This window comes from Pedobacter hiemivivus (assembly GCF_005144565.1).
In the GTDB taxonomy this organism is placed as follows: Bacteria; Bacteroidota; Bacteroidia; order Sphingobacteriales; family Sphingobacteriaceae; genus Pedobacter; species Pedobacter hiemivivus.
This window is the reverse complement of record NZ_SWDX01000001.1, coordinates 144,049-170,850: the sequence shown is the minus strand read 5'-3', so window position 1 is coordinate 170,850 and position 26,802 is coordinate 144,049. Positions and strand designations below refer to the sequence as shown.

The following is a 26,802-nucleotide window of genomic DNA, read 5'->3' as shown; positions in this document are numbered from 1 at the left end:
TAATAGAATTAATTCGAAAAAATAGTTTTTAGCATCAAACGTAGTCGATTGCTATCTGTAAAACACATTTAATAAAATGGTAAGAAATTAGTAAAACTATTTCCACGAGCGTTGGTTATAGCCTCAGTTTTGAACACTATGGTTTATGAAAAAGCTATTGTACATACTCCTCCTGCTTGGGTTCAAGACATTCAACAGCTCCTGGGCTCAACAAGAAACTCCCAGTCGGCTGTTACAAGCTTATTTTGACGACGATTATATAAATTTTTACGGAAATGGCACGGATAAGGCTTACACCAGTGGTACACGTTATACCTTATTTTACACCAAAAAGAAGCCTTCCCAGTTTCTAATCGACCGCCTTCTTCCCAAAGCAGGAAGCAACAGTCGAAATGTATTTGGCATTGGGCTGGCACAAATGATTTTCACGCCCAACAATATCTCAAACCCAAACTTCCAGCCAAATGATTATCCCTGGTCTGGAACCTTGTACCTTACACATAGCCTTTATTCTTATAATGAAGAGCAGAAATATGATTTCCAAACAGAATTAAATCTTGGTGTCAGCGGCCCTGCCGCTTTGGCCCGACAAGTACAGCAAACAGCCCATCGTATTGTTCGTTATCAACAACCAGAGGGATGGAGCAATCAATTCGGAAATAGCTTAATCATAAACCTCAATTTTACTGCAGAGAAACAACTACTTCATTCTGGCAAATCCCTGGAAATGATTGGTGGCGGACAGGCACAAGTTGGAACAGAAATAAATGCCATGTCGGCATATTCCATGATCCGAATTGGAAAAATGAATCCTTATTTTCAAGGGTTAATGACACAATTCAGTCGTTCGGAAACAGGAAGCAAAATACAGTTTTATTTCGTTTTCAAATTTAGGGTACAATGGATGTTGAGTAATGCGATATTACAAGGCGGAATCAACGCTTCCCACCCAGCCCCAATCCTCGTCCCCGGAAAAAATGGCGCTACTCCCAATCTGGAATATTATCACCCAATCAAGAATCTTATAGCCAGCTATGCTTATGGACCTGTCTTTGTCATTAACCGATTCAGCATCTCCTCAATTCAGACCACCACAACTCCATGGATGAAAGACCTATATGGTCATACCTGGGGAAACTTTACGCTTACCTATAAATTTTAAAATCTACCACACCAATAAACATCAAAAAAAATTGGCGGCAAAGAAATTAAAACTCAGATAATGAGAAATATACCCATTTATAGGTATTGAATATTAAAACAACAGCAAATACATTTGCTTACTGTAAAAGTATATTATTCGAAAGACATATTGGATTTCGACAAGAATTACATTATTCACAATTAAATTAAAAAACAAACTTTAACCAAAAAATGAAAATCATTAAATCCTTGATTATTGGAATGTGTTTTATTACAGGTATTAACTTGAAAGCACAAGACGTAATTGTCAAAACAAACAAAGAAGAAGTCAAAGCGAAAGTTTTGGACGTGGAAGAATCAGTAATTAAATACAAAAAAATTGACTTTCAAGACGGTCCAACCTATAGTATTAAAAAATCAGATGTCTTTATGATCATCTATAAAAATGGGAAACGCGAAACATTTGAAGCCGAGGCACCAACTAAACCGCAACAAAAAAACGGTTTACAAAAGGTCCTGGCAAGCAATACTACAGCTGCCGTTAATGAGGACCTCGCATTTCACAAAGGCTCAAAATTTCTTCAAATAGGATTCGGTCTTGGTGGTGGTTATTATGCCTCTGGACTTAAAACATCGATACCCGCAATACAAGCTAGATATGAATTTTCTGTAACGGATAAAATTTCAGCAGGTGTTGTTTTAGGTTATTCATCAGCTAAATACGATTACCCGGGCATAGAATACGATGATGAGATGATCGGTTCATCAAGCTTGAGCTATAATTACTTGCTTGCCGGCGTAAGAGGTAATTATCATTTCAGCACGAGCGAAAAATTTGACCCTTACGTTGGAGCAACTCTTGGATACAACGCCGTTAGCGTAACCGAGGATGACGACGATGAAATAAGCGGCGCAGATGGAAAAGTACTATTTGGAGCTCAAGTAGGTGCAAACTATTACTTCAGCAAAAAAATTGGGGCATGGGCCGATGTAGGCTATGGTTTAGGATATATTAACCTTGGTATCGTATTTAAATTTTAAAATAATTTAATGCTCTTAAAAACCAATAACAGCTTTAGAACCATAATTAAATACATATGAGAAAATCAACTACTATCCTTTTCATGTTTCTGCTAGGTATCATGACTTTTGTTTCCTGTAAAAAAGATGAAAAATCAAATGAATGTGATCTTACCGCCGAAACTGAAATGTATCAAAAGAAGCTAAACGCATTTATAGAGAATTCTACAGTAGCGAATTGCAATGCACTTAGACAGTATGGTCTCGAGGTAACAAAAAAAGCAGAAAAATGTACCGGCCATAGTAAAGATGCATTTCTTAAGGTTTATGAAATCTATGAAGAAATGGACTGTAGTCCATTTAAATAAAATTAATTAATAAGGGGGCGCTATATACTTTATGAACGCCCCCTTATTCACCAATTGTTTAAATTTTAATTTGTACCCGTATTAAAAATACATCTTTTGGCGTATTTTTTCATCAAATCCAGACCATTACATTTGCTTTCAATTAGTGTTTTCTGCGCCTAACGGTATTATAGACCCAACTGCAGAGGCTCATCATAAACATTGTAATTAAGGTAAAATGGGATGCGTTGAATACAATAAGGCCATAGAAATATGGCATAAAATAGCAAAATACAATAAAAGTGAGAAGCCTTCATTTGAGATAGAATTGTATAAAAAAATGCTAAACATCTTCCATGTAGGCGATTTTTACTATTTCATTTTCAACTGCCCGACTGCCCAGATAGAATGGGCAAGTAATTCAATTACAAAGGTACTGGGATTAGTTTGCCCTAAGGATTTTACCATTGAGTTTATTCTTAACCATATACATCCAGATGATCTACCTTATTTCATTGACTTTGAAAATAGGGTGACCACCTTTTTCAACCAATTGCCACCGGAAAAAATATTAAAATATAAAGTGAGCTATGATTATCGGATAAGGCGCCTCGATGGAAAATATATACGCATTTTACAACAAGCCATAACCATACAAACAAATGAAAACGGTGCCGTTTTAAGGGTTATAGATGTGCATACAGACATTAGCCACTTGAAAAAAGAGAACGGCTCTACCCTATCTTTTATTGGCTTGGATGGTGAACCTTCCTACCATAATTTCGCTACCAGCAACGAACCATCAGTCACAAAAGACAAATTAACTAACAAGGAGAAAGAAATATTAAATTTACTATCAGCAGGGAAAACCAGCATTGAAATTGCCGATACTTTATTCATAAGTAAACACACCGTGGACACCCACCGCAAGAATATGCTTAAAAAAACAAAATCCAGATCAATGATTGAGTTGATGATGAACCGTATGGGAGATAATTACTAAGCAGTCACTTCAACCCAATTGCCATCTTCCTTAATCAGGTCAATCAGATCATCCAACGCCCGTGCAGCGTTCACATTTTTCTTTACCACCTGTTTACCACGATATAAAGTAATTTTATCGGGTCCAGTGCCAACATAACCATAATCGGCATCAGCCATTTCACCGGGGCCATTTACAATACAACCCATAATACCTATTTTAATACCTTTCAAGTGATCAGTACGAGAGCGGATCAATTGCGTAGTTTCCTGCAAATCAAACAGCGTACGGCCACAACTTGGGCAAGAGATATATTCCGTTTTAGAAATACGAGTTCGTGTAGCTTGCAGAATTCCAAAACTAGTTGCATTCATTAAAGGCAAGCCGACAGAAGCATCAGCATCCATCCATATACCATCCCCCAATCCATCTGTAAATAATGCCCCTATATCGGTTGCAGCATACAACATCAGGTCATCGGCTTTTACACCAGGATATGTCCTTTTGATGATCACAGGTAACTGAATATTCAATTTCATCAATGAAATGAAAAAGCTCCTTTGTTCAGCCATTCCATGTATAGCCGAGGTTTCCACAACCAACACCACATTATCTTTTAAAATAGAAAAATCTTGTTCCGTCAATCCGGCAGCATCTACTTTAACCAGATTCAGCAGCTCGTCTTTAAGTGTCGCAGTCTTATACTCCTCAAATGATAAAAGTGGGTGACAATTATTCTTATCCTTCAATAAAAGCCAGGTATTGTAATTATATACTTGTTTTAAATTCCCCGGAAAAGAGAAAGAAGGTAGCTGATCTCCCAGATAAACCATATCGCAAGCCTGATCGGCAAGATTATATTTATCCAATCCAGCACTATATTTATACCCAACAGCAGTTAAAAAGTAAGGATCTTTTAAGTTCTCCGCACTTACATCCAACATCACTATAGGGTGGTGGTGTCCACCAATATGTTGCACTGCAGTAGTGTGTCTTCTATTGTATTCGTAAGGACTATAAGGTAATGCTGCAAAACTGAATTTCTTCTCAGGATTAAGGCGCTCATTTTGCACAGTTGCAATAGTTCTTTTCTCATACCGCAAAGCCATAGCCTTTGCAACAGGAGCTTCAAATTCAGGATCTTCCGTTAAGGACACTCTAATCGTATCACCAAGACCATCTTCCAATAAAGTCCCTATACCAACAGCAGATTTAATACGGCCGTCTTCGCCATCACCAGCCTCAGTTACGCCCAAATGCAAAGGATAATTCATCCCTTCTTTCACCATGGTTTCAACAAGTAAGCGATAAGCCTGCACCATCACCTGTGTATTGCTGGCCTTCATAGAGATCACCAGGTTATAGTAATTCAAATCTTCGCACATACGGATAAACTCCATTGCCGATTCGACCATCCCACGTGGGGTATCACCATAATGACTCATGATGCGATCTGACAAAGAACCATGGTTGGTGCCAATACGCATGGCCGTACCATACTCTTTACAGATTTTTACAAGAGGAGTAAATTTCTTGTATATACGTTCCAGTTCGGCCTGATAAGCCTGCTGCGTATATTCAATATTTTCAAAACGTTTTTTATCGGCATAGTTGCCTGGATTTACCCTTACCTTTTCAACAATTCGGGCTGCCGCCTCTGCTGCATTTGGCGTAAAATGAATATCAGCGACCAAGGGAACGGTATAACCACGTAACCTAAGCTCCTTTTTAATATTAGCCAGGTTCTCTGCTTCCTTCATACTCGGTGCAGTAATGCGCACATATTCGCAACCAGAATTTACCATCCTGATGGTTTGCTCAACAGTCCCCAATGTATCCATGGTATCTGTAGTCGTCATAGATTGAATACGTATTGGATTCAAACCACCCATGGGAACATCACCAATGGCAACCTCCCGGGTCAAAAATCTTGAGTATTGTGTTAAACTATTGCAATACCCACCATCTAAAGTGCTCAATAACGTATGTTGACCTAATACTTCTTCCATCATTTATAAATCTGACACAAAGATAAAGATTAAGTTTATAACTGTAATGTCAGATCAGCCGCTCTTTTATTACTAGCGTATTTGCAATCAAGTCGTGCAGGCATTGTTGCTTTTTATTTAGAAACGAAGCCAAATAACCTGTGAATAAAGGAATGATAGATATAACCTTCGCAGCATTACGCGCAAATGACTTTTCCATACTCAACCTCTGCCCTTCCATATCCGTTACTTTGATCTTCAATAGCCTTTTCCCAATAGTACCTTGTTTCTCTCCGGCCTCTGCAATACTGCCATAAATAAACTTGGCAACAACAATCAATGGCATCGCCGAAAAAATGAGCATAATCCGTTGCTCTTTTTCTCTTACAAAGACAAAGCTAAGCAATACCAAAACAACAAAAACAAGGGTTAAAAAGAAATAATCGATAACCCATGCCAGCAGGCGCTGATCAAAAGAAGCAAAATATTGTGGCGCAGTAATCTGTTTACCAAAACCAAAAAGCTCACGGAGTTCTGGTAACTCGTGAGCTTCTTTATAATCGTCCATCCCTGGCTTTCTTACAAAAGTTTCAGGATGTATATATTTTGTTTTTAATTCTTCAAGCAGATATGGCCCTTCAGGTTTTCCGTTAATAACTATAATATATTCAACATTTCCATTAGGCATCCTTCAATCATTTATATTCTTCATAAACAAGCATTAGGACAAACCTAATATCTGTTTACCTCAAAGCTACTCAATCCACCATCAAAATTGATAAATATTTTATTCGTTGAAGTTTTAAAATTCGGTGTTTCATAAATGTTATCATCCAATTTGGTAAAACCAGTAAATTCTTTAGAAGAAAGACCTGTTTTAGCTTTAATTCTACATCCAGAAGCCGTAGGAATTTTTATCTCCACATCTGCCATTCCTGTTTTAACATTTACATCAGTAATCGGCAACAAAGCGCCCAATTTAACATCCAGTGCAGCAGCGCCACCATCGAAATTAAACTCCCTAACTTTATAGTCAGATAGATCAAAGTTGGCTTCTCCAGCCCCCATATTCATCTGAACTTCCCATATAGGATTGGTATTTAACATAAGATCTACGTTATTACTACCTGTATTCCAGTTCCCTTTGCCCCTCATTTTTAAATCCAAAGTAGTAACACTATCCTTACTTACATTTTTCACTAATATGAAAGCATTCCTTCTGGTATTTACATCTGCCGAAATCAAACTGTCTGTATGTCCCTTCAGCTCAAACGTCGTCCCGCCTCCAGAGATTTTCAGAACTGTCCTTTTCGTCATCGAATCCGCTTCATACGGTAAAAATAAGTGCTGATTATTAGCCCGATCCTCAGTCAAATCACCATCTGAAGTACGACCCTCCAATTCGTCGATAATCGTTATTCTCCGATCAGGCTGTTCCTGTCCTTTAAAAAACAACAAAATCAAAGTAACAATCAAAATAGCAATAGACACCATTCCACCTAACTGCGATTTGTTCTTATTAAAAAGGATATTAACCCCGGCGATGATTAAAAATATTGGCCAAAAACGCCATATACTACGCCAGTAAAAATCTATTACATTAAAATTTTCTAAAAGAAGTACGCCACCAACAAAGAGCAGCACAATACCCCACATTATTCTATCCAGCCTCATAACTATATATCTTTTTTGGTAAATCGATCATTAGTTTCAGTATCTGTACCCGGGTTTTGTCCCGGGGTAGCATCAGGCGTAATTGGGTCGACCGGAGTAATAGGCTCTTGAGGGCTAACCGGCGGTTGCTCCGGACTCATCGGATCCTGATTCTGATTTTTCCAACTTTCCCAGGCATTATGGTTTTTTGCTTTAATAATAAAACTTGCACCTATGGCTACAAAAACCAACGGCCATAACTTAGTCAGCCTAAACCCATAAGGAATCAAGTCAAACTCGTCCATCAAAAAATACATACCAATTACAAGCAAGAATAACCCCGCAACAGTACGCCCAGTTTCATTATTTTTTTTGTAAGGTTTAAATTCAGTCGTTTTCTTCCATGCTTCAAAACTATCATCTTTTACTGTTGAGGATGTCCAATTTTGAAATGGATCGCTACTTTCCGCACTACTTTTTGAACCACCAAACGGATTTGGAGATTGAAATGCATTATTTTGATCTTTAAAATAATCGTTAAATTTTGAAAACCGTGCTTTAGGATCCGTGTTAACGGGTACAACTATCCACATAATGATATAAACCAATATCCCTGTCCCCACTAAAAAGATGGTTGAAAGCACAAAAAGCAACCTGATTATCGTTACATCTACCTCCATATATTCAGCAACTCCAGACGAGACGCCTGCCACTACCTTATCGTGCTCATTTCTAAATAATCTCTTTTCCATGATAATTTCCTTCTTCTAATTTTAAAATTGCAGCGGCTTTAAAACTACCTCGTCAACGTTTACACCTTTACTTAAATTTAAAATGGTGTACAAAGTTTTAGCGATATCTTCCGGCTGTACAAAACGTTCAGGTGGAATTTGAGTTCCCTCCCATGATGAAGTTAATGTAGATCCCGGCAATATCGCGGTTACCTTTACATTGTGTATCGATAGTTCCTGCCTCAATACATCATTAAGACTAAGCAAGGCTGATTTAGTTACAGAATAACTGCCTCCATTTTCTACAACCTGTTTGGCGGCTATGGAGCAAATGTTAAAAACATGGCCTGATTGCTGTTCACGCATCATTTTCCCTATATATTTCGACATATAATAGGCAGCATTAAGGTTTAAATTCAGCTGTTTTTCCAAAATATCATCCCCCTCATCCAACAAACTACCCGGCAGATAGGTCCCTGCATTGTTTACTAAAACATCTACCTTTCCCATTTTTTCTTTAACAGCATCACAAAAGGCATACACCTCATCTTTGATGCTGCAATCGGCCTGATAAATAAATACATCTGCCCCGGTATACTTCAGCTCTTCAGCAAAGTTTTCCAGTTCTTTGGTATTCCTGGCACAAATAGCCAAATTATATCCATGTTCTGCCAGGTTAATTGCTATGGCTTTTCCAATACCTTTGGTACCTCCGGTTATGACTGCATTCATTGTTTTACCTATTAATAAGCCGCAATATTATAAAAAAGGGCTGTCCAGCAAAACTTTGGGCAAAAGATTTGTCAAAAAGCCGTTTAAGCCGGTTTGTAAAAGCAATCTCATGGGGTTTCAACTTTTTATTGTTTCTTTGTACTAATATTGCGTAAATACTATAGCTAATTTTTCATTGCATGAATTTCACCAATTTTGGCAGATATCTCCTTTTGTTAAAGGCAGTATTTAGAAGACCTGAAAAATTTAAAATATACCTGCAAGCCATCTTTAAACAAATGGATTTCATCGGCGTTGGCTCATTAGGGCTAATCGCTATCATATCTACGTTTATTGGTGCAGTAATGACTTTGCAGATCGCTTTCCAATTGGTTAGCGACTTTATTCCGAAAACGATTATAGGTTCAGTAAACCGAGATTCTACTATATTAGAGCTAAGTCCAACCATCAGTGCCATTGTATTAGCCGGTAAAATTGGTTCTGCTATATCATCAGAAATTGGTACCATGCGCGTAAGTGAGCAAATTGATGCTTTAGAAATTATGGGCATCAACTCCCCCGGGTATCTGATTCTTCCTAAAATTATTGCCGGCATTACTATGGTTCCTCTACTCGTGATCGTATCTATGTTTTTGAGCATTACCGGTGGTTATCTAGGAGGTACTTTATCTGGTGCCATTACTCCCGCAGACTATATGCAAGGGATTACAACAGATTTCAACCCTTATACCATTACTGTATCTTTGGTTAAAGCATTTGTATTTGGCTTTATCATTACCTCTGTACCTGCTTATGAAGGCTTTTATGTAAAGGGCGGTGCCTTAGAAGTTGCGCAAGCCAGTACAAGAGCAGTTGTAGTAAGCTGTATATCTATTTTGGCATGTGATTACATTGTAACCCAGTTATTGCTATGATCGAAATCAAAGACATCTATAAATCATTTGGCGATAATGAAGTCCTAAAAGGCATATCTGGTAAATTTAAACCAGGGGTAACCAACTTAATCATTGGTGGTTCCGGTTCGGGAAAAACAACCCTGTTAAAATGTATGATTGGCTTACACCAGCCTGAAAAAGGTACTGTAGAATACGACGACAGGGAGTTCACAACCATGAACTTTGAAGAAAGGATACAGATCAGAAAAGAGATCGGAATGCTGTTTCAAGGATCTGCCTTGTTTGATTCCATGACGGTTGAGGAGAACATCATGTTTCCTTTAAATATGTTTACTGAGCAGAGTCGCAAAGAAAAACTCGAAAGAGTTAACTTTTGTCTGGAACGCGTAAACCTGGAAGGCAAGAACAAGCTTTTCCCTGCCGAACTTTCTGGAGGGATGAAAAAACGCGTAGGTATTGCCAGGGCCATTGCCATGAACCCGAAATATTTATTCGTTGATGAGCCCAATTCGGGACTTGATCCTAAAACATCAATTGTAATTGATGAGTTGATCAAGGAACTAACTGAAGAATATAATACAACAACCATTGTAGTTACCCACGATATGAACTCAGTAATGGGTATTGGCGACTATATAATTTTCCTTCATGAAGGAAAAAAATTCTGGGAAGGTTCTAATAAAGAAATTGCCCACACAGATGTTCAAGAACTAAATGACTTTGTTTTTGCCAGCCGCTTTATGAAGGCAGCAAAAGGAAAATTTTAATATATCCATTTTATGATAAGCCTGTTAACCCCCACTCACTGGAAAGATTATGAGTTAATTGATTGTGGTGATTTTGAAAAATTAGAACGTTTTGGCAATTTGATATTGTCCAGACCAGAGCCTCAGGCTGTATGGAAAAAAACAATATCAGATCAGGAATGGAAAAAGCTTACCCACATCAGATTTAAAGGCCGTTCGGCTACTTCTGGCGAATGGGTAAAAAGCTCTGTACAGCTGCCGGACAGATGGAATGTTGAATATACCAACAATGATGTAACCATCAATCTGCGTCTTGGATTAACCTCTTTTAAGCATGTTGGGGTATTTCCCGAGCAAGCGGTAAACTGGGATTACATTTCTTCTTCCATCAAAAAGTTCAAAACTCCCGTTCCGAAAGTATTAAATTTATTTGCCTATACCGGTGCTGCGTCTTTAATCGCTAAAGCTGCCGGAGCAGATACAACTCACGTAGATTCAATAAAGCAAGTTGTAAACTGGGCCAATGAAAATCAAGAACTTTCAAAGTTGAAAGATGTACGATGGGTAGTTGAAGATGCCTTAAAGTTTGTAAAAAGAGAATTGAAACGCGGCAAAAAATACAACGGAATCATCTTAGACCCACCGGCATTTGGACATGGTCCTAATGGCGAAAAATGGAAACTAGAAGATCATATTCAAGAAATGATGATGGAAGTGGTACAACTGTTAGATGAGCAGGAACATTTTTTAATCCTAAACACTTACTCATTAGGATTTTCATCAGTAATTGTAGAGAATTTAATTAAAACTTCATTTCCGCAAGTCAAAAACCTGGAAACTGGAGAGCTTTACCTTCAAGCCACTTCTGGTATTAAATTACCATTAGGTGTTTTCGGTAAATTCAACTCGTTTAAATAAAATTAATAGCTAAAACATTATATCTATGAAAATACCTCATCTGGCGGCAATTCTTTTAATCAGCACAGCAACAATGGCTTTATTAACCAGCTGCGCTTCTGATGCAAAAAAAACAAAAGGACAAATCAAAATAACCGCTACCGGCAATACTGTAACGACCGACTCTGTGGAAACCGAAGAAGTGGGTACCCGTAAACCGGTTGACACGGCGAAGTATAACGCCCTATTAACGAAACTAGCTAATGGCGACACAACTGGAAAATGGCCAGTAAAAAATCAGCCTTATCCATTAGCAGGTGCAATTCTACCATTTAAACGTATTGTTGTTTATTACGGAAATTTACATTCAAAAAAAATGGGTGCACTGGGCGAATATGCTCCTAAAGAAATGTGGAAAAGGCTAAATGCTGAAATTAAACATTGGGAGAAGGTAGATCCATCTACCCCAGTACAAGCAGGTCTCCATTATATTGCTGCTGTAGCAAGTGGCACCCCAGGCAGAGATGGCAAATACATCAACAGGATGGCCAATAGCCAGATTGATTCTGTACTAGCCATTGCTAAAATGCGTCCTAACACGATTGTATTCTTGGATCTACAAGTCGCACTTAGTAACATTAAAGCAGAACTTCCGCACATAGAAAAATACTTACAATTGCCTTATGTACATTTAGGCATTGATCCGGAATTCTCTATGAAAGATGGCACTTTACCAGGCAAGAAAATCGGCACCTATGACGCTGCAGACATCAACTTTGTTTCCCAGCATTTGGCTGATATCGTAAAAAAATACAATCTGCCTCCTAAAGTATTTGTAATCCACCGTTTCACTAAAAAAATGGTTACCAATTACCAGAGCATTAAACTTCGTCCAGAAGTTCAAATTGTAATGCATATGGATGGTTGGGGTGAACCTGAACTTAAAAAAGGTACTTATCGCCACTTTATCTATTCTGAACCCGTTCAGTTTACAGGGTTTAAACTGTTCTATAAAAATGATTTGAAAAAGGCCCCAAACAGGTTAATGACACCTGAGGATTTAATGAAATTAAAACCAGTACCGATTTATATTCAGTACCAATAATTGCAAAAAATCAGCTACAAAAAAGCGGCTTTCCTTAACTAGGAAGCCGCTTTTTTGTAGCCTATAATTTCCGGGGCCTTGCTGGGGCCATAGCCTAACCAACACCCCGGCAAGGCTCCAGTAATTAACGCTTAATTATTCCCGCTATGTTTTAAAAATGGCATTTCTATACTATTATAAGAAAATCAATAGGTAAAATCAGCTTCGCTTTTTGGATTATCTAATTTGGTACTTTTTCGCTTTCCATCTACGACTACATGAATCATATTACTTTGTGAGCTCTGCTGCTCAAATAGAATGTCATTTTTAATGTGAAGCTGCTTTATGCTTCCAACTTGTGACGTTTCGAAATAACACCAGGCAGCATCCTCCTCTATTTCGTAACCCTGGAATTTTAAATCCAGACTTTTATCATTAGCATTAATTTTTAAATGATCTTTTATATAAGCCGCAATCATAGCATTAACCTGTTTTCTATCCGTCGGCTTTAAAATATTCAATTGAGTTTTACTTCTTTTTTCTAATGCTTTTTCAAAATCATCAAAGAAAATTCTCACACTCACTTGTACGGTTCCAGAATTTTTATTGTACACGATTTCAGTTACACTAACATAAAATGGGTGGAATACATTTAACCAAAAAAGCAGTAACAATTGCCACATAGTTGTTTTTCTTAATCTAAATAAGGATATTGCTATAATTAATTAGCTAATTTACGATTTTATTCGATGCAGGACTTCTCCCTTTACTTTCAATTAGGCTGGCAACATATTTTAGACTGGCAGGGATATGATCACATTTTATTTGTAATCGCACTCTGTGGGGCTTATACATTCACCGATTGGAAAAAAGTATTAATCCTTGTTACTGCATTTACGTTAGGTCATAGTCTCACACTAGCTTTAAGTATATTTAAAGTGATTAGTGTAAATACACCTTTAATCGAATTCCTTATTCCTGTTACCATCCTGATCACAGCGATATCAAACATTTTGAGTAAACGTCAAAAGCCCAAAGGCCAGCGCTTTAAATACACAATAGCGTTATTTTTTGGCTTGATTCATGGATTAGGCTTTTCAAATTACCTAAGAAGCTTATTGGGCAAAAGCAGCAGTATAACAGCCGAATTGTTTGCCTTTAATGTCGGATTAGAATTTGGTCAGCTGATCATCGTTGCTGGAGTTTTAATATTATCATTTATCCTCATCTGGATTGTAAAAATAAAGCGATGGGATTATAATTTCTTTGTTTCATCGGCTATATTTGGAATATCGTTTGTAATGGCGGCAGAAAGGCTTCCAGCATTACTTCCGTAAAAACCAAAGACCAAACTCCCCATGAATAAGAACTTCTTGTTTTTTGTTGCGCTTATATTCAGTACAAATGCTTTCAGTCAGTATATAAATAACCCAGGTTCTAATCATGGAAGCAAGTTTGAACAATTGGGCACCATTATTTCTGATCCAAACCTATACCGTTCTGCATCTGGAGCACCAGGCCCGGCATACTGGCAACAACGTGCAGACTATGAAATCAATGCAGAGCTTGATGAGAAAAATCTTCGATTAAATGGTGCTGAGACGATTACCTATTACAATAACTCTCCCGACCCTTTAAGTTATTTATGGGTGCAACTAGATGAAAACCAACATAAATCAACCAGCGACAATAAACTCACTGAGGGTAGCAGAATGGCAGAGCAGGTGGGCTACAAAAGATTGTCTGACATCATCAATCCGCCGAACGATCTTGGCGTAAACATATTAAAGGTTACCGACGAGAAAGGAACAGCTATACCTTATACCATCAATAATACGATGATGCGTATAGATCTTCCTTTTGTTTTACAACCTAAACAAAAATATAAACTTAAAATAACCTGGAATTATAAGATTGCTGACCGAATGTCTGATGGTGGCAGAGGTGGTTATGAGTATTTTGCCGAGGACGACAATTACCTGTTTACCATTACACAATGGTTTCCGCGTATGGCTGTTTATTCTGATTTCCAGGGATGGCAAAACAAACAATTTGAAGGCCGCGGCGAATTTGCCCTTGCCTTTGGCAACTATAAAGTAAACATGACAGTTCCTGCAGATCACGTTGTGGGTGCCACGGGTGAGTGTCAGAATTATGCACAAGTATTAAATGCAGGTAGTTTAAAAAGATGGGATACTGCACAAACTGCAAAGACACCAATAGAGATTGTAAACCTGGCTGAAGTAAAATCGGCAATAGGCAAGAAATCATCTGCTAAAAAAACATGGACTTATACCGCCGAGAATGTAAGAGATTTTGCCTGGGTATCGTCCCGCAGATTAGTTTGGGATGCCATGGCAACACATATCAATGGAAAGAAAATCATGTCAATGTCTTACTATGGACCTGAAGCATATCCACTTTACAACAAATACTCTACGAAAGTAGTTGACCATACCTTAAGAGAATATTCAAAACACACCATTCCTTACCCCTACCCTGTAGCTATTTCTGTAGAAGCGGCCAACGGAATGGAATACCCAATGATATGCTTCAATTACGGCCGTGCAGAAAAGGACGGAACTTATACCGAAGCGATTAAATACGGCATGATTGGTGTAATCATCCATGAAGTAGGACACAACTTTTTCCCTATGATTGTGAATTCAGATGAGCGTCAATGGTCCTGGATGGATGAAGGATTGAACACTTTCTGTCAATATATGGCTGAACAGGCCTGGGATAATAACTATCCTTCACAACGTGGCCCAGCACATAAAATCGTTGATTATATGAAGATGCCGAAGGATCAGCTGGAGCCCATCATGACCAATTCTGAAAACATCATCAACTTTGGGCCAAATGCTTATGCTAAACCAGCAACGGCTTTAAACATTTTAAGGGAAACCGTTATGGGCAGGGAGCTTTTTGATTATGCCTTTAAGGAATATGCAAAACGTTGGGCCTTTAAACACCCTACTCCTGCTGATTTGTTCAGAACCTTAGAAGATGCCTCAGCAGTTGACCTTGACTGGTTCTGGAGAGGCTGGTTCTTTGGAACTGATCCGGTAGACATTTCTCTTAATGACGTTCGCTATTACCGCTTAGACAGCAAGAACCAAACGCTTGAAAACAACGAAGCCAAAAAAGCATATGACAAGGACCTATATAATATTGGAAGGGAACGTAATCGTAAAGAAGGCATTAAATTCGCAGTAGAACAAGATACTAGCTTACTAGATTTTTATAACAAATTTAACCGTTTTGAAGTCAGCAAAACTGCTGATCAGGAGTTTCAAAATTACATGAGTAGCCTAACTGCCGATGAGCGAAAACTCTATGAAAGCAAAAAGAACTTTTATGAGTTGGACTTCTCTAATGAAGGTGGATTGGTGATGCCTATTATTATTGAATGGACTTTTAAAGATGGCACTAAAGAGGTAGACCGTATCTCAGCGTATATCTGGAGAAAAGACGAAAATAAGGTAACTAAGGTTTTTGCTAAAGATAAGGAAGTAGTATCGGTACAGCTTGATCCTTATCGTGAAACTGCGGATATCGATGAGCAAAATAACTCATGGCCAAGAAAAAGCCAGCCTTCGCGCTTTGAATTGTTTAAACAACAACAAGCGCCGCGTGGATCATCTACAGGATCAAATCCTATGCAACAATCCAGGCAGCGCTAGTTTATCTAAAAGAAGCCTAATTGACCTTTATCATCAATCTTGATATCCTCAGGATTGGTGATTTCGAAATCTATTTTCTTTACGGGTTTTTCTTCCTTTTTAGGTTCTGCTGCTGGCTTAGCCGCAGGTTCCTCTTTTACTTTTATAGCCTCTTCCGATTTCTCTTCAACAGGCTTTACAGTTTCAGTTTCTTTAACCTCTTCAGGTTTAGTTGCCGCTGCAGGTTTCGCAGCCGGACTACCCCATGCCTTTTTCGGTTTCTCAAGAGCAGGAGTTTTTTCCTCTTCCACAATAACCTCTTTTTCAACTATCGGTTGTTTAGGTTCTTCTATATCTGCTTCTGGCACTCCAGGTGTTTCAACAGGAGCTTTAACTGCCGGTTTACTCTCAAAAACTTTCTTAGGTTTTGGTGCAGGCGCTTCATTAACAGGTGTAGGTTCTTCTTCCGTTGCTTCATCTGCTACTTCCTCGTCAGCCTCAGGCAATGGAACCTCTTCTTCATCCGCATCTTTACTCATTGCCGGATCAACAAGTTCTTCCTCATTAGTATCCTGAACTACGTCTCCAACAGGCGCTCCTGACTCATTCATTGAATCATCATCCGTTGAATCTTCTGCAGTTGCAGCAACTGCCTTAACTTCTTCTTCCAGTTCTATCTCTTTATGATTAGAAATGGTAATGTTTTTAACATCATGGGCAGTCAGTCTGTTTCCATTTGCCTTAATCCCTTTCACATCAATAAACTCAGACAGTACAATCTCAAGTGTCTCCGGAGTTTGAGTTTTACCTTTCAATACATCTACCGTTAACACAGCGGCCGCGTTACTCGTTAAGTATAAGAATTTAGAACCAGTCTCTTCACTAATCAGGCTTTGTTTTTTACCAACTCCAATCGATTCAAAAACAAACCTTTTTATAAAGTAGTTTTTCGCCTTACCTTCATACTGTACTACAGCAAAAGGCTTTTCAGGATCAAACTTTTGAATCAATATCAAATCGGCATCAAAGTGGTTGCTGAGTTCGAAAGTACTGAGTTCGTACCAACCATCTTTGTGTACCTGCAAGATCTTATCATCCCCATCAAATTCACCAAGATACTTACCCCTGCCATCAACATTAAGTCTTCTCAACAAATCATCGTACCAGATTTTTAGTCCAGATAAAGTAGATACACCTTTGCTCTTCAGCAGAATCTTTTTAACCGGATATTTAGATACAATATTTCCCTGTGAACCACGTCCCTTAATTGCAATTTCGGCAAAGTCCAGATCAAATTGTAATTTCTTTAATTTAGTATGAGGCTTAAGCTGTACGGTTATAATTTCTGCCTCTCCATTTGGATTAGCTGTGAAATACAACACTTTAGAACCCTTACTGCCCTTCGTTAAATCGTACTCTTTATCGCGCGTAACTCCTACTACAGCAAAACGCTTGATGTAAGAAACCCCACTTGCACCATCCTTATAGATCATGTTATAAACAGTACGCTCATCCCCTTTTTTAAATACCTGGGCATGTAATATTCCTTTACCGACAAAGGTTTTATCGGCTACTTTGGTAATGATGCATTTTCCATCTTCCCTAAATACAATGACCTCATCAATGTCGGAACAATCTGCAACAAACTCGTCCTTACGCAAACCTGTACCAATAAAACCGTCTTCACGATTCAGGTATAATTTCACATTGGCCAAGGCCACTTTAGAAGCCTCAACACGGTCAAACAAACGGATTTCCGTTTTACGTTCCCTTCCCTTGCTATACTTGTCTTTCAGTTTTTGAAACCAGGCAATCGCATATTCAGTAAGATGACGCAGGTGATTTTTAACCACCTTAATCTCATCCGACAGGGCTTTCATCTGATCATCCGCTTTTTTAACGTCAAAGCGGGTAATGCTGCTCATTGGTTTATCAATCAGCTTTTTAAAATCCTCAGGTTGTATTTCTCTATATAAATCTGGTTTAAATGGCTCAAACAACGAGTTTAAAACCTCTACAACGGTGTCAAAATTACCTGAATTTTCGTATTCAGCATTTTTGTACATCCCTTCCTGAATGAAGATCTTTAACAAAGAACTAAAGAATATTTTTTCCTGCAGCTCGTGCAGTTTAATTTCCAATTCCTTTTTCAACAAAGCCTTGGTGTGCAACGTATTCTGTGTTAGAATATCATTTACACTTAAAAACTGAGGCTTTTCATCTTTAATGATACAGGTATTTGGAGAGATAGAAACTTCGCATGAAGTAAAGGCATACAAAGCATCGATAGTCACATCCGGAGAAATACCAGGAGCAAGCTGAATAACAATTTCTACATGAGCAGCAGTATTGTCTTCTATCTTCTTGATTTTAATTTTACCCTTATCATTAGCGGACAAGATACTATCGATAACCGAGCCCGTAGTTGTACTATAAGGAATTTCGGTAATTACTAAAGTCTTTTTATCCTTCTCCGTAATCTTTGCCCTTACCCTAATCCGACCTCCACGCATACCTTCGTTATAGGCAGAAAAATCGGCCATACCACCGGTAAAGAAATCGGGTAAAATATTAGGTCGCTGCCCTTGTAAAACTTCTATAGAAGCATCCAGCAATTCGATAAAATTGTGGGGCATTACCTTTGTCGCCAAACCTACAGCAATACCTTCGGCACCCTGTGCCAGCAGTAAAGGAAACTTAACAGGTAAGGTTACAGGTTCATTATTACGTCCATCATAACTCAATTGCCAAATGGTTGTATCACCGTTAAATACCACTTCATTGGCAAATTTAGAAAGCCGGGCTTCAATATAACGAGGGGCAGCAGCATTGTCACCAGTAATTGGATCTCCCCAGTTACCTTGACAATCGATCAATAAGTCTTTCTGACCAATTTGAACCATTGCATCACCGATGGAGGCATCACCATGCGGGTGATACTTCATGGTATTTCCGATCACATTGGCAGCCTTATTAAAACGTCCGTCATCCATCTCTTTCAAAGAGTGCATAATGCGTCGCTGTACCGGCTTCAAGCCGTCATTGATGTGTGGTACTGCGCGATCCAGAATTACATAAGAAGCATAATCGAGGAACCAGTTTTCGTATAGTCCATTAATAGGAATTACGGTATGTTTGTTTTCTTCGTTTATGTTGTTTTCTATTTCTTCGCTCATCAAAAAAGGATTGTTATGCTGTAAATATAAGGGTTGAAAACGGAATTCTAAGAACTGAATTTTTAACAGTTCTATGTTGATATATTATTTTTGCTCAAAGAAGAATAATTACCTGCTTTCGGCCGCAAAGTTACAAAACATACAAATTGTTTATACTTTTGAACAATTAATTCGATAGATTGTAATATAATAAACAACCCAAAACTCCCCTCGGTGGCATGGTTTTGGTGAAGTTGACCATACATGAACTTTCAATACTGCTCAATTGAATAAATATATACGAATAAGTCTTAAAGTTTTACTCTGGATTGTAGCAAGCGTTATTTTGTTGCTCGTACTGATTATGCTCTCCCTAAAAATCTCCTATGTTCAGGATTTCGTTAAAGATATTGCCGTTAACTACCTTAAAGGCAAGACAAAGACAGAAATTAGGTTAGAAAGCATCGGACTAGATTTACCCAATGACATTGTTCTTAATAAGTTCTACATCGAAGATAAAAAAGGCGACACCCTGGTTTATGCACAAAAACTAGCTGTTAACATTAGCCTGTACGAGCTACTAAACAACAAAGTTGAAGTAAACTACATCGGGTTACAAAAAATACGGGCAAATGTGACGCGTATTCATCCTGATACAACATTTAATTTTTCCTTTTTAGTAGACGCTTTCTTATCCGAACAGACAAAACCAGAAGCCGAAGTTCAGAAAGATACGACTTCTACTCTAAAGTTTTCGATCAGTAAAATTAATCTGGAAGATATTGGTATTGTTTATCGGGATGATGTTGCCGGTAATGAGATGAAGCTGAACCTTGGGGAATTTAAAGCAAACATTAAAGATTTCGATCTGGATAATCAGCATTATGTAATCCAAAAACTGTCCTTAAACAACACTTCTGTTAAATATCTGCAGCAAAAACCCTTAACGCAGTTGCAGGCGCAAATAGCAAATAGCATTGATACTGCAAAAACCGAATCGGGCAAATTACCACTTGTTGAAATACAAGATTTCGCATTCAATAAAGTTAATATAGGTTTTGACGACAGACTTTCGAAAACTAGTGCCGACCTTGATTTAAATAATCTAACGTTAACTAAACTGTTTATCGACCTTACCAACAATCAGTATAAGATTGAGGATGCAAAAATCAATGACAGTAAAGTTGATTTTAAAACTGCGGCCTCGGATATGCGTGCACAGGTTAAACTGAAGGAATTTTCCTTAACCAAACTGATTGCTGATGTAAACCACAACAAATACCAGTTGGATGAGGCAAAACTAAACCAATCGGATGTTGCATTTGCATTTAAACCAGTTCCTCCCACTAAAACTCCTCAAAAACCAGCACCAGCTCCGGCATCTCCCGGAATTGCCTTTCTGGCGAAAAACCTAAGTCTGTTAGACAACAATATAAAGTTCGATAACCTGGCTGAAAAGACAGCGAAAGGAATGGACTTTAACCACCTAAATATAAAGAAACTTGGCTTACAAGCCGAAAAGTTGTCCTATAGTGATGCCGGCATCCTGGTTAATGTAAAATCAGGTAGCTTTAAAGAAAAAAGTGGTTTCGAGTTATCGAAATTACAAGGGGATGTTGCTTATACCCAAAAGCAGACCAAGGTAAACAACCTGGTATTGAAGACTCCAAATACCAGTATTGAGAACAATACCCAGCTGGACTATACGGCTATGGAAGACCTCACCAAACACCCTGAAAGGGTGAAAATCTATGTGCAGGTAAAAAACACCACCATAGGTTTAAAGGATGCAGGCTATTTTAGCGATGCCATACCCGAAAACTATCGCAACGAGAAACTAAAAGTGAATGCACAGGCTCGTGGATATATGAATAACCTTGTGATTCCAAAATTGCAGGTTGATGGCTTAAAAAGCACACACATCGATGTCAATGGAACGGTAAAAGGTTTGCCCGATGTTAATAAAGCTATATTCGATTTGAACATCAAGCGTTTCTCTTTAACCAAAAATGACCTGCTTGTAGTTATTCCTAAAAAAACGCTCCCAACCAACATCACCCTACCAAATTCGATTAATGCAACTGGTAAGTTTACAGGATCCATGACCAATTTCAATACCGGTTTCAACATCAATACCGACATGGGGTCCGCCAAGCTATTGGCTAATATGAAAGGTCCTAAAGGGAAAGAAAGTTATACCGCCAACATTAATCTAAATAATTTCAATGTGGGTCGCCTGTTAAAAATGGAGCCTCAATTAGGTAGAATCACTATAAAAGCAAATGTTAAAGGCACAGGACTAGATCCTAAAAAAGCTTCAGCCACAATAAATGGACAAGTGGTCAATGCTTATTATAACAAATACACCTACCGGAACTTAAACCTAAGCGGCGCTTACAAGCAACAAAAGCTGGATTTAAAAAGCAATATGGCAGATAGCAACGCCAATTTTGAATTGACTGCGCATGTAGATATATCAGGTAAATACCCTGCAATAAAGACCAATGCCAATCTGAAACAAATAGACCTACAAAAACTTAACTTCAGTACTACAGAATTTAAGCTTGCAGGTTTAATCAAAGCCGATATACAAACTGCCGACCCGGATTACCTAAATGGCGACATTACAGTAAATAGCTTGCAATTGGTTAAAGAAGGTCAACGTTTTAATGTAGACACGATCATTGTACATTCAGAGGCTTCTGCCGACCACAACCTACTTACCTTAAAATCGGAGTTTTTAAGGGCAAAGATTGACGGTAAATACCAGATCACCAATTTGGCAAACGCGGTGATCAATCAGATCAATAAATATTATCAGTTTGGTACGGTCACTAAAATCCCTGATCAAAGGTTTAGATTTTATGTAAACTTCTACAACCCGAAGATCTTAAAAAATCTTGTGCCAGAATTGAGCACCTTCGCCCCTTCAAGGATGAATGGTTTACTGGACACTAAGAAGGATAGTTTAGTGATGAATGCGGTATTTCCACAAGTGGTTTACGGTAGTTATCGCGTAGATAGCACCCGATTGAACATTAACAATACGGATCAGAAGCTAAATTATAAACTAACGATTAAAAGTTTACAAAGCCCATCTTTATCCTTCTTTAACAATGAAATTAGCGGCGCTGCCGTTAACAACGATCTGGATTTGAATATCTACTTGCGTGATAGTAAACGGAAAGACAAATATGTATTAGGGGGTATATTCAAATCTATTGATAAGGATTTTAGATTTAGCTTCGATCCCCAAAAGGTACGATTGAACTATGAAAAATGGACTGTATCGCCTGAGAACTACCTGCAATTTGGGGCATCGGGTATACTTGCTAATCAATTTAACTTAAGTAACGGTGGACAACTACTCAGCATCAACAGCGAAAGCAACACACCAAATGCTCCGCTTAAAGTTGAATTTAAAGATTTCAGGATAGAAACATTAACCAGGTTTGCAGAGGCCGACAGTGCTTTGGCCGGAGGGGCCATTAATGGAACAGTAAATGTAAAAGACCTTACCGGGACACCTAAATTTGAGGCCAACCTAACCGTGGACCAGCTTCGTTACCAAAAGGATATGCTTGGAACTTTGCGCATTGCGGTAAACAACAACACCGAAAATGCTTATGAAACTAACATTGCCTTGTCAGGGACACATGAGTTAAGGGCTAGCGGCTTCTATTACACAGCTCCCAAGAGCGCACTTGATATGACTTTAAATATCGACAAGATAGATTTAAAAGCCATTCAGAGCTTATCAATGGGACAAATTAAAAATGGAACCGGAACAGTAAGCGGAGAGCTTTCCATTAAAGGCGCTCTTGATGCACCTAAAATACTTGGAGATGTAAAATTTAACCAGGCCGGTTTTAACGTTGCTTATGTAAATTCTTACTTCCGTATGCCTAATGAAACCATTAGGTTTACCGATACAGGTATTGATTTCAATAGGTTTACGATCCTTGATTCCTTGAATCAGAAAGCTGTAATTACTGGCGGCATTTTAACCACCAACTACCGCGACTTTAAGTTTAATATGGACATTAGGACCAATAACTTCAGGGCCCTAAATTCTACTGCTCAAGATAATGAGATGATCTATGGAACCGTTTACTTAACCAGCAACATTAAGGTGCGTGGCGATTTAAACCAACCGGATGTAAACATGACAGTTAAGGTGGAAGATAAGACAAAGTTCTTCTTTGCCATGCCTCCCGATGACCCCACAATTATAGACCAGGAAGGAATTGTTCAATTCGTTGATTTTAATGCTCCCCCTGCCAATGGCAAAAAAGCACTTTCCGTAGCCGATTCAATTAGTAAAGCGCCAATCAAAGGAATTAACCTGAGTGCTACAATTACTATAGATCCTGGTGCAGAATTAAATATTGTGGTAGATCCGGCAAATGGGGATAACCTAAAGGTTAAAGGAGAGGCAACGCTCGCTGCCACAATGGACCCAAGTGGAAAAACCAGCTTAACAGGCAAATACAATGTATTAAGTGGAAGCTATAACTTATCTGTAGGCCCGGTTAAAAAAGAATTTAAATTTCAGCAAGGCAGTAGCATTATATGGACAGGAGAACCAACAAGCGCTAATGTTGATTTGACAGCTTTAATTGAGGTAAATGCGGCTCCCATGGACTTACTCAATACTCCGGATGACCCTACGTCTAAAACAAAACTTCCTTTCCAGGTATATCTGATGATGACCGGTGAATTGCTAAAACCAATTATTAAATTTAAAATCGATTTACCTGAAAATGAAAGAGGAGCATTGGGCGGATCTGTATATGGAAAGCTTCAACAAGTAAATAATGATGAAGGTGAACTAAATAAGCAAGTATTTGCTTTATTGGTTTTAGAACGTTTTATAGCGGAGAATCCTTTCCAAAGTCTGGCAGGAGGAGGCAACGGGCTTATTACTAACTACGCACGATCGAGTGTAAGTAATTTGCTTTCCGATCAATTGAACAAATTGGCTTCTGACTTGATAAAAGGAGTAGATATTAACTTCGGAATTAATTCATCCGAGGATTACTCTAGCGGTCAGCTTCAAAACAAAACAGATCTGGAAATAGGCTTATCTAAAAAACTGCTAAGTGACAGGTTGATTGTAACCGTAGGCAGTTCATTTGGTTTAGAAGGACAAAACGCAGGAAAAAACTCCGCTAATATTGCAGGTAATGTAAACATAGAATATCTGCTATCTAAGGATGGAAAATACAGATTGAGAGCCTACAGGCGCAACCAGAATGAAGGTGTAATTGAAGGCGAAATTATAGAAACCGGTGTAGGTTTTGCACTGGTGGTAGATTACAATAAATTTAGAGAGGTATTTAGAAGTTTCTCTAAAAAGCAAAGAGCAAGACAAGAGGAACAGCGATTAAGACAAGAAGAACAGCCTAAAAATGACAAGACTAATTAAATCCAACTTACTTATACTTGCCTGTTTAATTTGGGCTTCCTGCAGCACAACAAAAAGTTTGAAGCCGGGGCAATATCTATATACGGGTGCAGAAATAAATATCAATCCCGATTCGGCAGTAAAAATTACGGATCAAAAAGAAGTAAAAGAAATACTTCTGGATAAAACCAGACCCCAACCCAACAAGTCTTTTTTGGGAATTAAATACAAATTGGGTTTTTATAATCTTGCAGGAGAAACGACAAAGAAAAAAGGTTTTAAACATTGGTTGCGCACCAAAATGGGCGAGCCACCCGTATTATTAAGCGAAGTAAAAATCCCTTACAACAATGCGGTATTAAAAAGCTATCTAATTAGTCAGGGTTATCTGCAATCGGATGTTGTGGGCGATACCGTCATTAAAGGAAAAAAAGGCAAAGCTGTTTATACCGCGGAAACCGGTCCACGCTACAAAATCAACAGTGTTTTATTCCCTAATGACAGCTCGGGTATTGCAACAATTATCAATAACAACAAAGCCAACAGTTTATTAAAAGTCGGCGACAACTACGACTTAGACGTTTTTAAAAACGAACGAGACCGCATAGACAACGACCTAAAAGAACAGGGCTACTTCTACTTTAGCCCCGATTATCTGATTTTACAGGTAGACAGTACCATTGGCAAGAATAGTGTAGATATCCGTTTAAAAGTTAAAGATATAGCCCCCGACGCAAGCTTAAAACCTTATACGATTAATCATATCAACATCTTTCCAAACTATAGCTTAAGGAGAGACAGTGCCTTAAGAACAGCAAGCCCTGAGATTTATAATGACTTTAGAATCTATGATCCCAGGAAGACTTTTAAAGCTCCACTATTTAATCGTCTCGTTTTCTTTAAAAAAGATGAGTTGTACAATAGAAGAGATCATAATCAATCGTTAAACCGAATGGTTAATATTGGTGCATTCCAAGCTGTAAAGGCCGAGTTTATACCACTCGACAGCTTTAAAAACAATCAACTGGATTTAAATATTTACCTGACACCTTTAAAGAAAAACTCCCTTTCTTTTTCTGTTACGGGAACCAGTAAATCAAACAACTTTGTCGGCTCAGAATTGAAACTGACCCAAACTACACGTAATGTATTCAGGGGAGCAGAACAACTGGATGTAAGTGCAAGTGGGGGCTTTGAAAGTCAGGTAGGCGGACAATCTAAAGCTTTAAACTCTTACTCACTTACACTGGAGAGTAAACTCACTTTCCCAAGGTTTATCACTCCGTTTAAAGGGATCAATACCACCAATGCTTTTATTCCTAAAACAATAGCTTCACTTTCTTACCAACTACTGCATAGAGGTTCTTTGTATGACATCAACTCCTTCAAAACTCAATTTGGTTACAAGTGGAACGAAAACAAATACAAAGAACATTCATTTAACCCAATATCTGTAAACTATGTTACCTCTTCACTGTTAACCTCAGTACAAACAGAAATAGATAGTATATTAAAGGTAACCCCGGGCTTAAAAAATGTACTGGAAAAACAGTTCATTATTGGAAGTACTTATGGCTTCACCTACACCAATCAATTTGAAGACTTCAGAAGAAATAACATCTATTTCAATGGTACCCTGGAAACTGGTGGAAATGTATGGGGTTTGTTTGCAGGCAAAAATGATAGAGGAGCCAAAGTTATTGCCGGTCTGGAGCTGAACCAATTTATTCGTTTAGAGGCCGATTTCAGAAATTATTATAAAATCACAAAGAATGTAATCTGGGCTAATCGTATAGATCTAGGCTATGGTTATGCCTACGGCGGTCAGACGACACTACCTTTTGTACGTCAATTTTTTGCCGGCGGAACCAACGATATCAGGGCTTGGGCAGCAAGATCCATTGGCCCCGGAACCTACTACTATAAAAATGATCCATTGGTTGCTAACGGCAACTATATTGATCAAAGCGGAGACATTAAAGCCTTAATCAGTTCGGAACTACGATTTAAACTATATGGTCGTTTATATGGTGCTACCTTTGTCGATGCAGGTAATATATGGCTCAGAAAGGAAGATAAAGGGAGTCCAGCTATTGGTAATCTTCCTGCAACTGTCGGACGCGCCGGATCAGGTTTTGAATTAAAAAACGCATTAAAGGAGCTTGCTGTAGGTACAGGAGTTGGACTTCGTATTGATGCAACAATCTTCGTCATTCGTCTAGATGTAGCCTTCCCTATCCGCAAACCGTACAATGAAGAAGGTAAGCGCTGGGTATTTGACCAAATTGATTTTGGCAACAACACCTGGCGTAAAGAGAATTTAGTTTATAACATTGGAATAGGATATCCTTTTTAA

At 38.3% G+C, this 26,802-nt stretch carries 19 protein-coding genes; 12 read left to right on the top strand and 7 right to left on the bottom strand.

Annotation, left to right across the window (positions count from 1 at the left end):
• Positions 1–145: 145 nt before the first annotated feature.
• The 4 genes from FBD94_RS00725 (at position 146) to FBD94_RS00710 (ending at position 3,513) form a co-directional block, all read left to right on the top strand.
• The gene (locus FBD94_RS00725) at positions 146–1,162 is read left to right on the top strand and encodes a lipid A deacylase LpxR family protein (RefSeq protein WP_136878737.1); all 1,017 of its coding nucleotides are present in this window, start codon (positions 146–148) and stop codon (positions 1,160–1,162) included.
• A 212-nt stretch (positions 1,163–1,374) separates the two neighbouring features.
• Entirely contained in the window at positions 1,375–2,184 is an 810-nt protein-coding gene (locus FBD94_RS00720; RefSeq protein WP_136878736.1) for an outer membrane beta-barrel protein, read from the top strand.
• 56 nt (positions 2,185–2,240) lie between these two features.
• The gene (locus FBD94_RS00715) at positions 2,241–2,531 is read left to right on the top strand and encodes a hypothetical protein (RefSeq protein WP_136878735.1); all 291 of its coding nucleotides are present in this window, start codon (positions 2,241–2,243) and stop codon (positions 2,529–2,531) included.
• Positions 2,532–2,748: 217 nt separating this feature from the next.
• Positions 2,749–3,513, top strand: coding sequence for a LuxR C-terminal-related transcriptional regulator (locus FBD94_RS00710; protein ID WP_136878734.1), 765 nt, complete (start codon positions 2,749–2,751; stop codon positions 3,511–3,513).
• Here FBD94_RS00710 and ispG read toward each other — a convergent pair.
• Genes ispG through FBD94_RS00685 form a run of 5 tightly spaced genes read right to left on the bottom strand, consistent with a single transcriptional unit; the run spans position 3,510 to position 8,596 of the window.
• Positions 3,510–5,504 (bottom strand): (E)-4-hydroxy-3-methylbut-2-enyl-diphosphate synthase, encoded by a 1,995-nt coding sequence (gene ispG, locus FBD94_RS00705; protein WP_394347779.1) that lies wholly within the window; start codon positions 5,502–5,504, stop codon positions 3,510–3,512. The two genes, FBD94_RS00710 and ispG, sit on opposite strands and share 4 nt — an antisense overlap.
• Positions 5,505–5,550: 46 nt before the next feature.
• Entirely contained in the window at positions 5,551–6,168 is a 618-nt protein-coding gene (locus tag FBD94_RS00700) for an RDD family protein (RefSeq protein ID WP_136878733.1), read from the bottom strand.
• Positions 6,169–6,212: 44 nt separating this feature from the next.
• On the bottom strand, positions 6,213–7,154 hold the full coding sequence (locus FBD94_RS00695; RefSeq protein ID WP_136878732.1) for a LiaF transmembrane domain-containing protein: 942 nt from the start codon (positions 7,152–7,154) through the stop codon (positions 6,213–6,215).
• Positions 7,155–7,156: 2 nt separating this feature from the next.
• On the bottom strand, positions 7,157–7,885 hold the full coding sequence (locus FBD94_RS00690; RefSeq protein ID WP_136878731.1) for a PspC domain-containing protein: 729 nt from the start codon (positions 7,883–7,885) through the stop codon (positions 7,157–7,159).
• 21 nt (positions 7,886–7,906) lie between these two features.
• On the bottom strand, positions 7,907–8,596 hold the full coding sequence (locus tag FBD94_RS00685) for an SDR family oxidoreductase (protein ID WP_131607372.1): 690 nt from the start codon (positions 8,594–8,596) through the stop codon (positions 7,907–7,909).
• Between the two features lie 179 nt (positions 8,597–8,775).
• Between FBD94_RS00685 and FBD94_RS00680 the strand changes: the two genes are divergently transcribed.
• The 4 genes from FBD94_RS00680 to FBD94_RS00665 are packed head-to-tail and all read left to right on the top strand — an operon-like array spanning position 8,776 to position 12,240.
• Positions 8,776–9,510, top strand: a complete 735-nt coding sequence (locus FBD94_RS00680) for an MlaE family ABC transporter permease (protein ID WP_131607371.1) — start codon at positions 8,776–8,778, stop codon at positions 9,508–9,510.
• The gene (locus tag FBD94_RS00675) at positions 9,507–10,259 is read left to right on the top strand and encodes an ABC transporter ATP-binding protein (protein WP_131607370.1); all 753 of its coding nucleotides are present in this window, start codon (positions 9,507–9,509) and stop codon (positions 10,257–10,259) included. The genes FBD94_RS00680 and FBD94_RS00675 overlap by 4 nt, the downstream gene beginning before the upstream one ends.
• Before the next feature lie 12 nt (positions 10,260–10,271).
• Positions 10,272–11,156: a class I SAM-dependent methyltransferase gene (locus FBD94_RS00670; protein ID WP_136878730.1), complete on the top strand. Its 885-nt coding sequence runs from the start codon at positions 10,272–10,274 to the stop codon at positions 11,154–11,156.
• 25 nt (positions 11,157–11,181) lie between these two features.
• Positions 11,182–12,240: a hypothetical protein gene (locus FBD94_RS00665; RefSeq protein WP_136878729.1), complete on the top strand. Its 1,059-nt coding sequence runs from the start codon at positions 11,182–11,184 to the stop codon at positions 12,238–12,240.
• Positions 12,241–12,425: 185 nt separating this feature from the next.
• On the opposite strand, the gene FBD94_RS00660 is transcribed toward FBD94_RS00665, so the two are convergent.
• On the bottom strand, positions 12,426–12,902 hold the full coding sequence (locus tag FBD94_RS00660; protein WP_136878728.1) for a DUF6702 family protein: 477 nt from the start codon (positions 12,900–12,902) through the stop codon (positions 12,426–12,428).
• Positions 12,903–12,968: 66 nt separating this feature from the next.
• Between FBD94_RS00660 and FBD94_RS00655 the strand changes: the two genes are divergently transcribed.
• Positions 12,969–13,556, top strand: coding sequence for a HupE/UreJ family protein (locus tag FBD94_RS00655; RefSeq protein ID WP_136878727.1), 588 nt, complete (start codon positions 12,969–12,971; stop codon positions 13,554–13,556).
• Between the two features lie 21 nt (positions 13,557–13,577).
• Entirely contained in the window at positions 13,578–15,905 is a 2,328-nt protein-coding gene (locus tag FBD94_RS00650) for a M1 family metallopeptidase (protein WP_136878726.1), read from the top strand.
• 5 nt (positions 15,906–15,910) lie between these two features.
• On the opposite strand, the gene FBD94_RS00645 is transcribed toward FBD94_RS00650, so the two are convergent.
• Positions 15,911–19,060, bottom strand: coding sequence for a DNA gyrase/topoisomerase IV subunit A (locus FBD94_RS00645; protein WP_136878725.1), 3,150 nt, complete (start codon positions 19,058–19,060; stop codon positions 15,911–15,913).
• Positions 19,061–19,325: 265 nt separating this feature from the next.
• On the opposite strand from FBD94_RS00645, the gene FBD94_RS00640 reads away from it, so the two are divergent.
• Both FBD94_RS00640 and tamL read left to right on the top strand, forming a co-directional pair.
• Entirely contained in the window at positions 19,326–24,467 is a 5,142-nt protein-coding gene (locus FBD94_RS00640; protein ID WP_136878724.1) for a translocation/assembly module TamB domain-containing protein, read from the top strand.
• Entirely contained in the window at positions 24,451–26,802 is a 2,352-nt protein-coding gene (gene tamL / locus FBD94_RS00635; protein WP_136878723.1) for a translocation and assembly module lipoprotein TamL, read from the top strand. The genes FBD94_RS00640 and tamL overlap by 17 nt, the downstream gene beginning before the upstream one ends.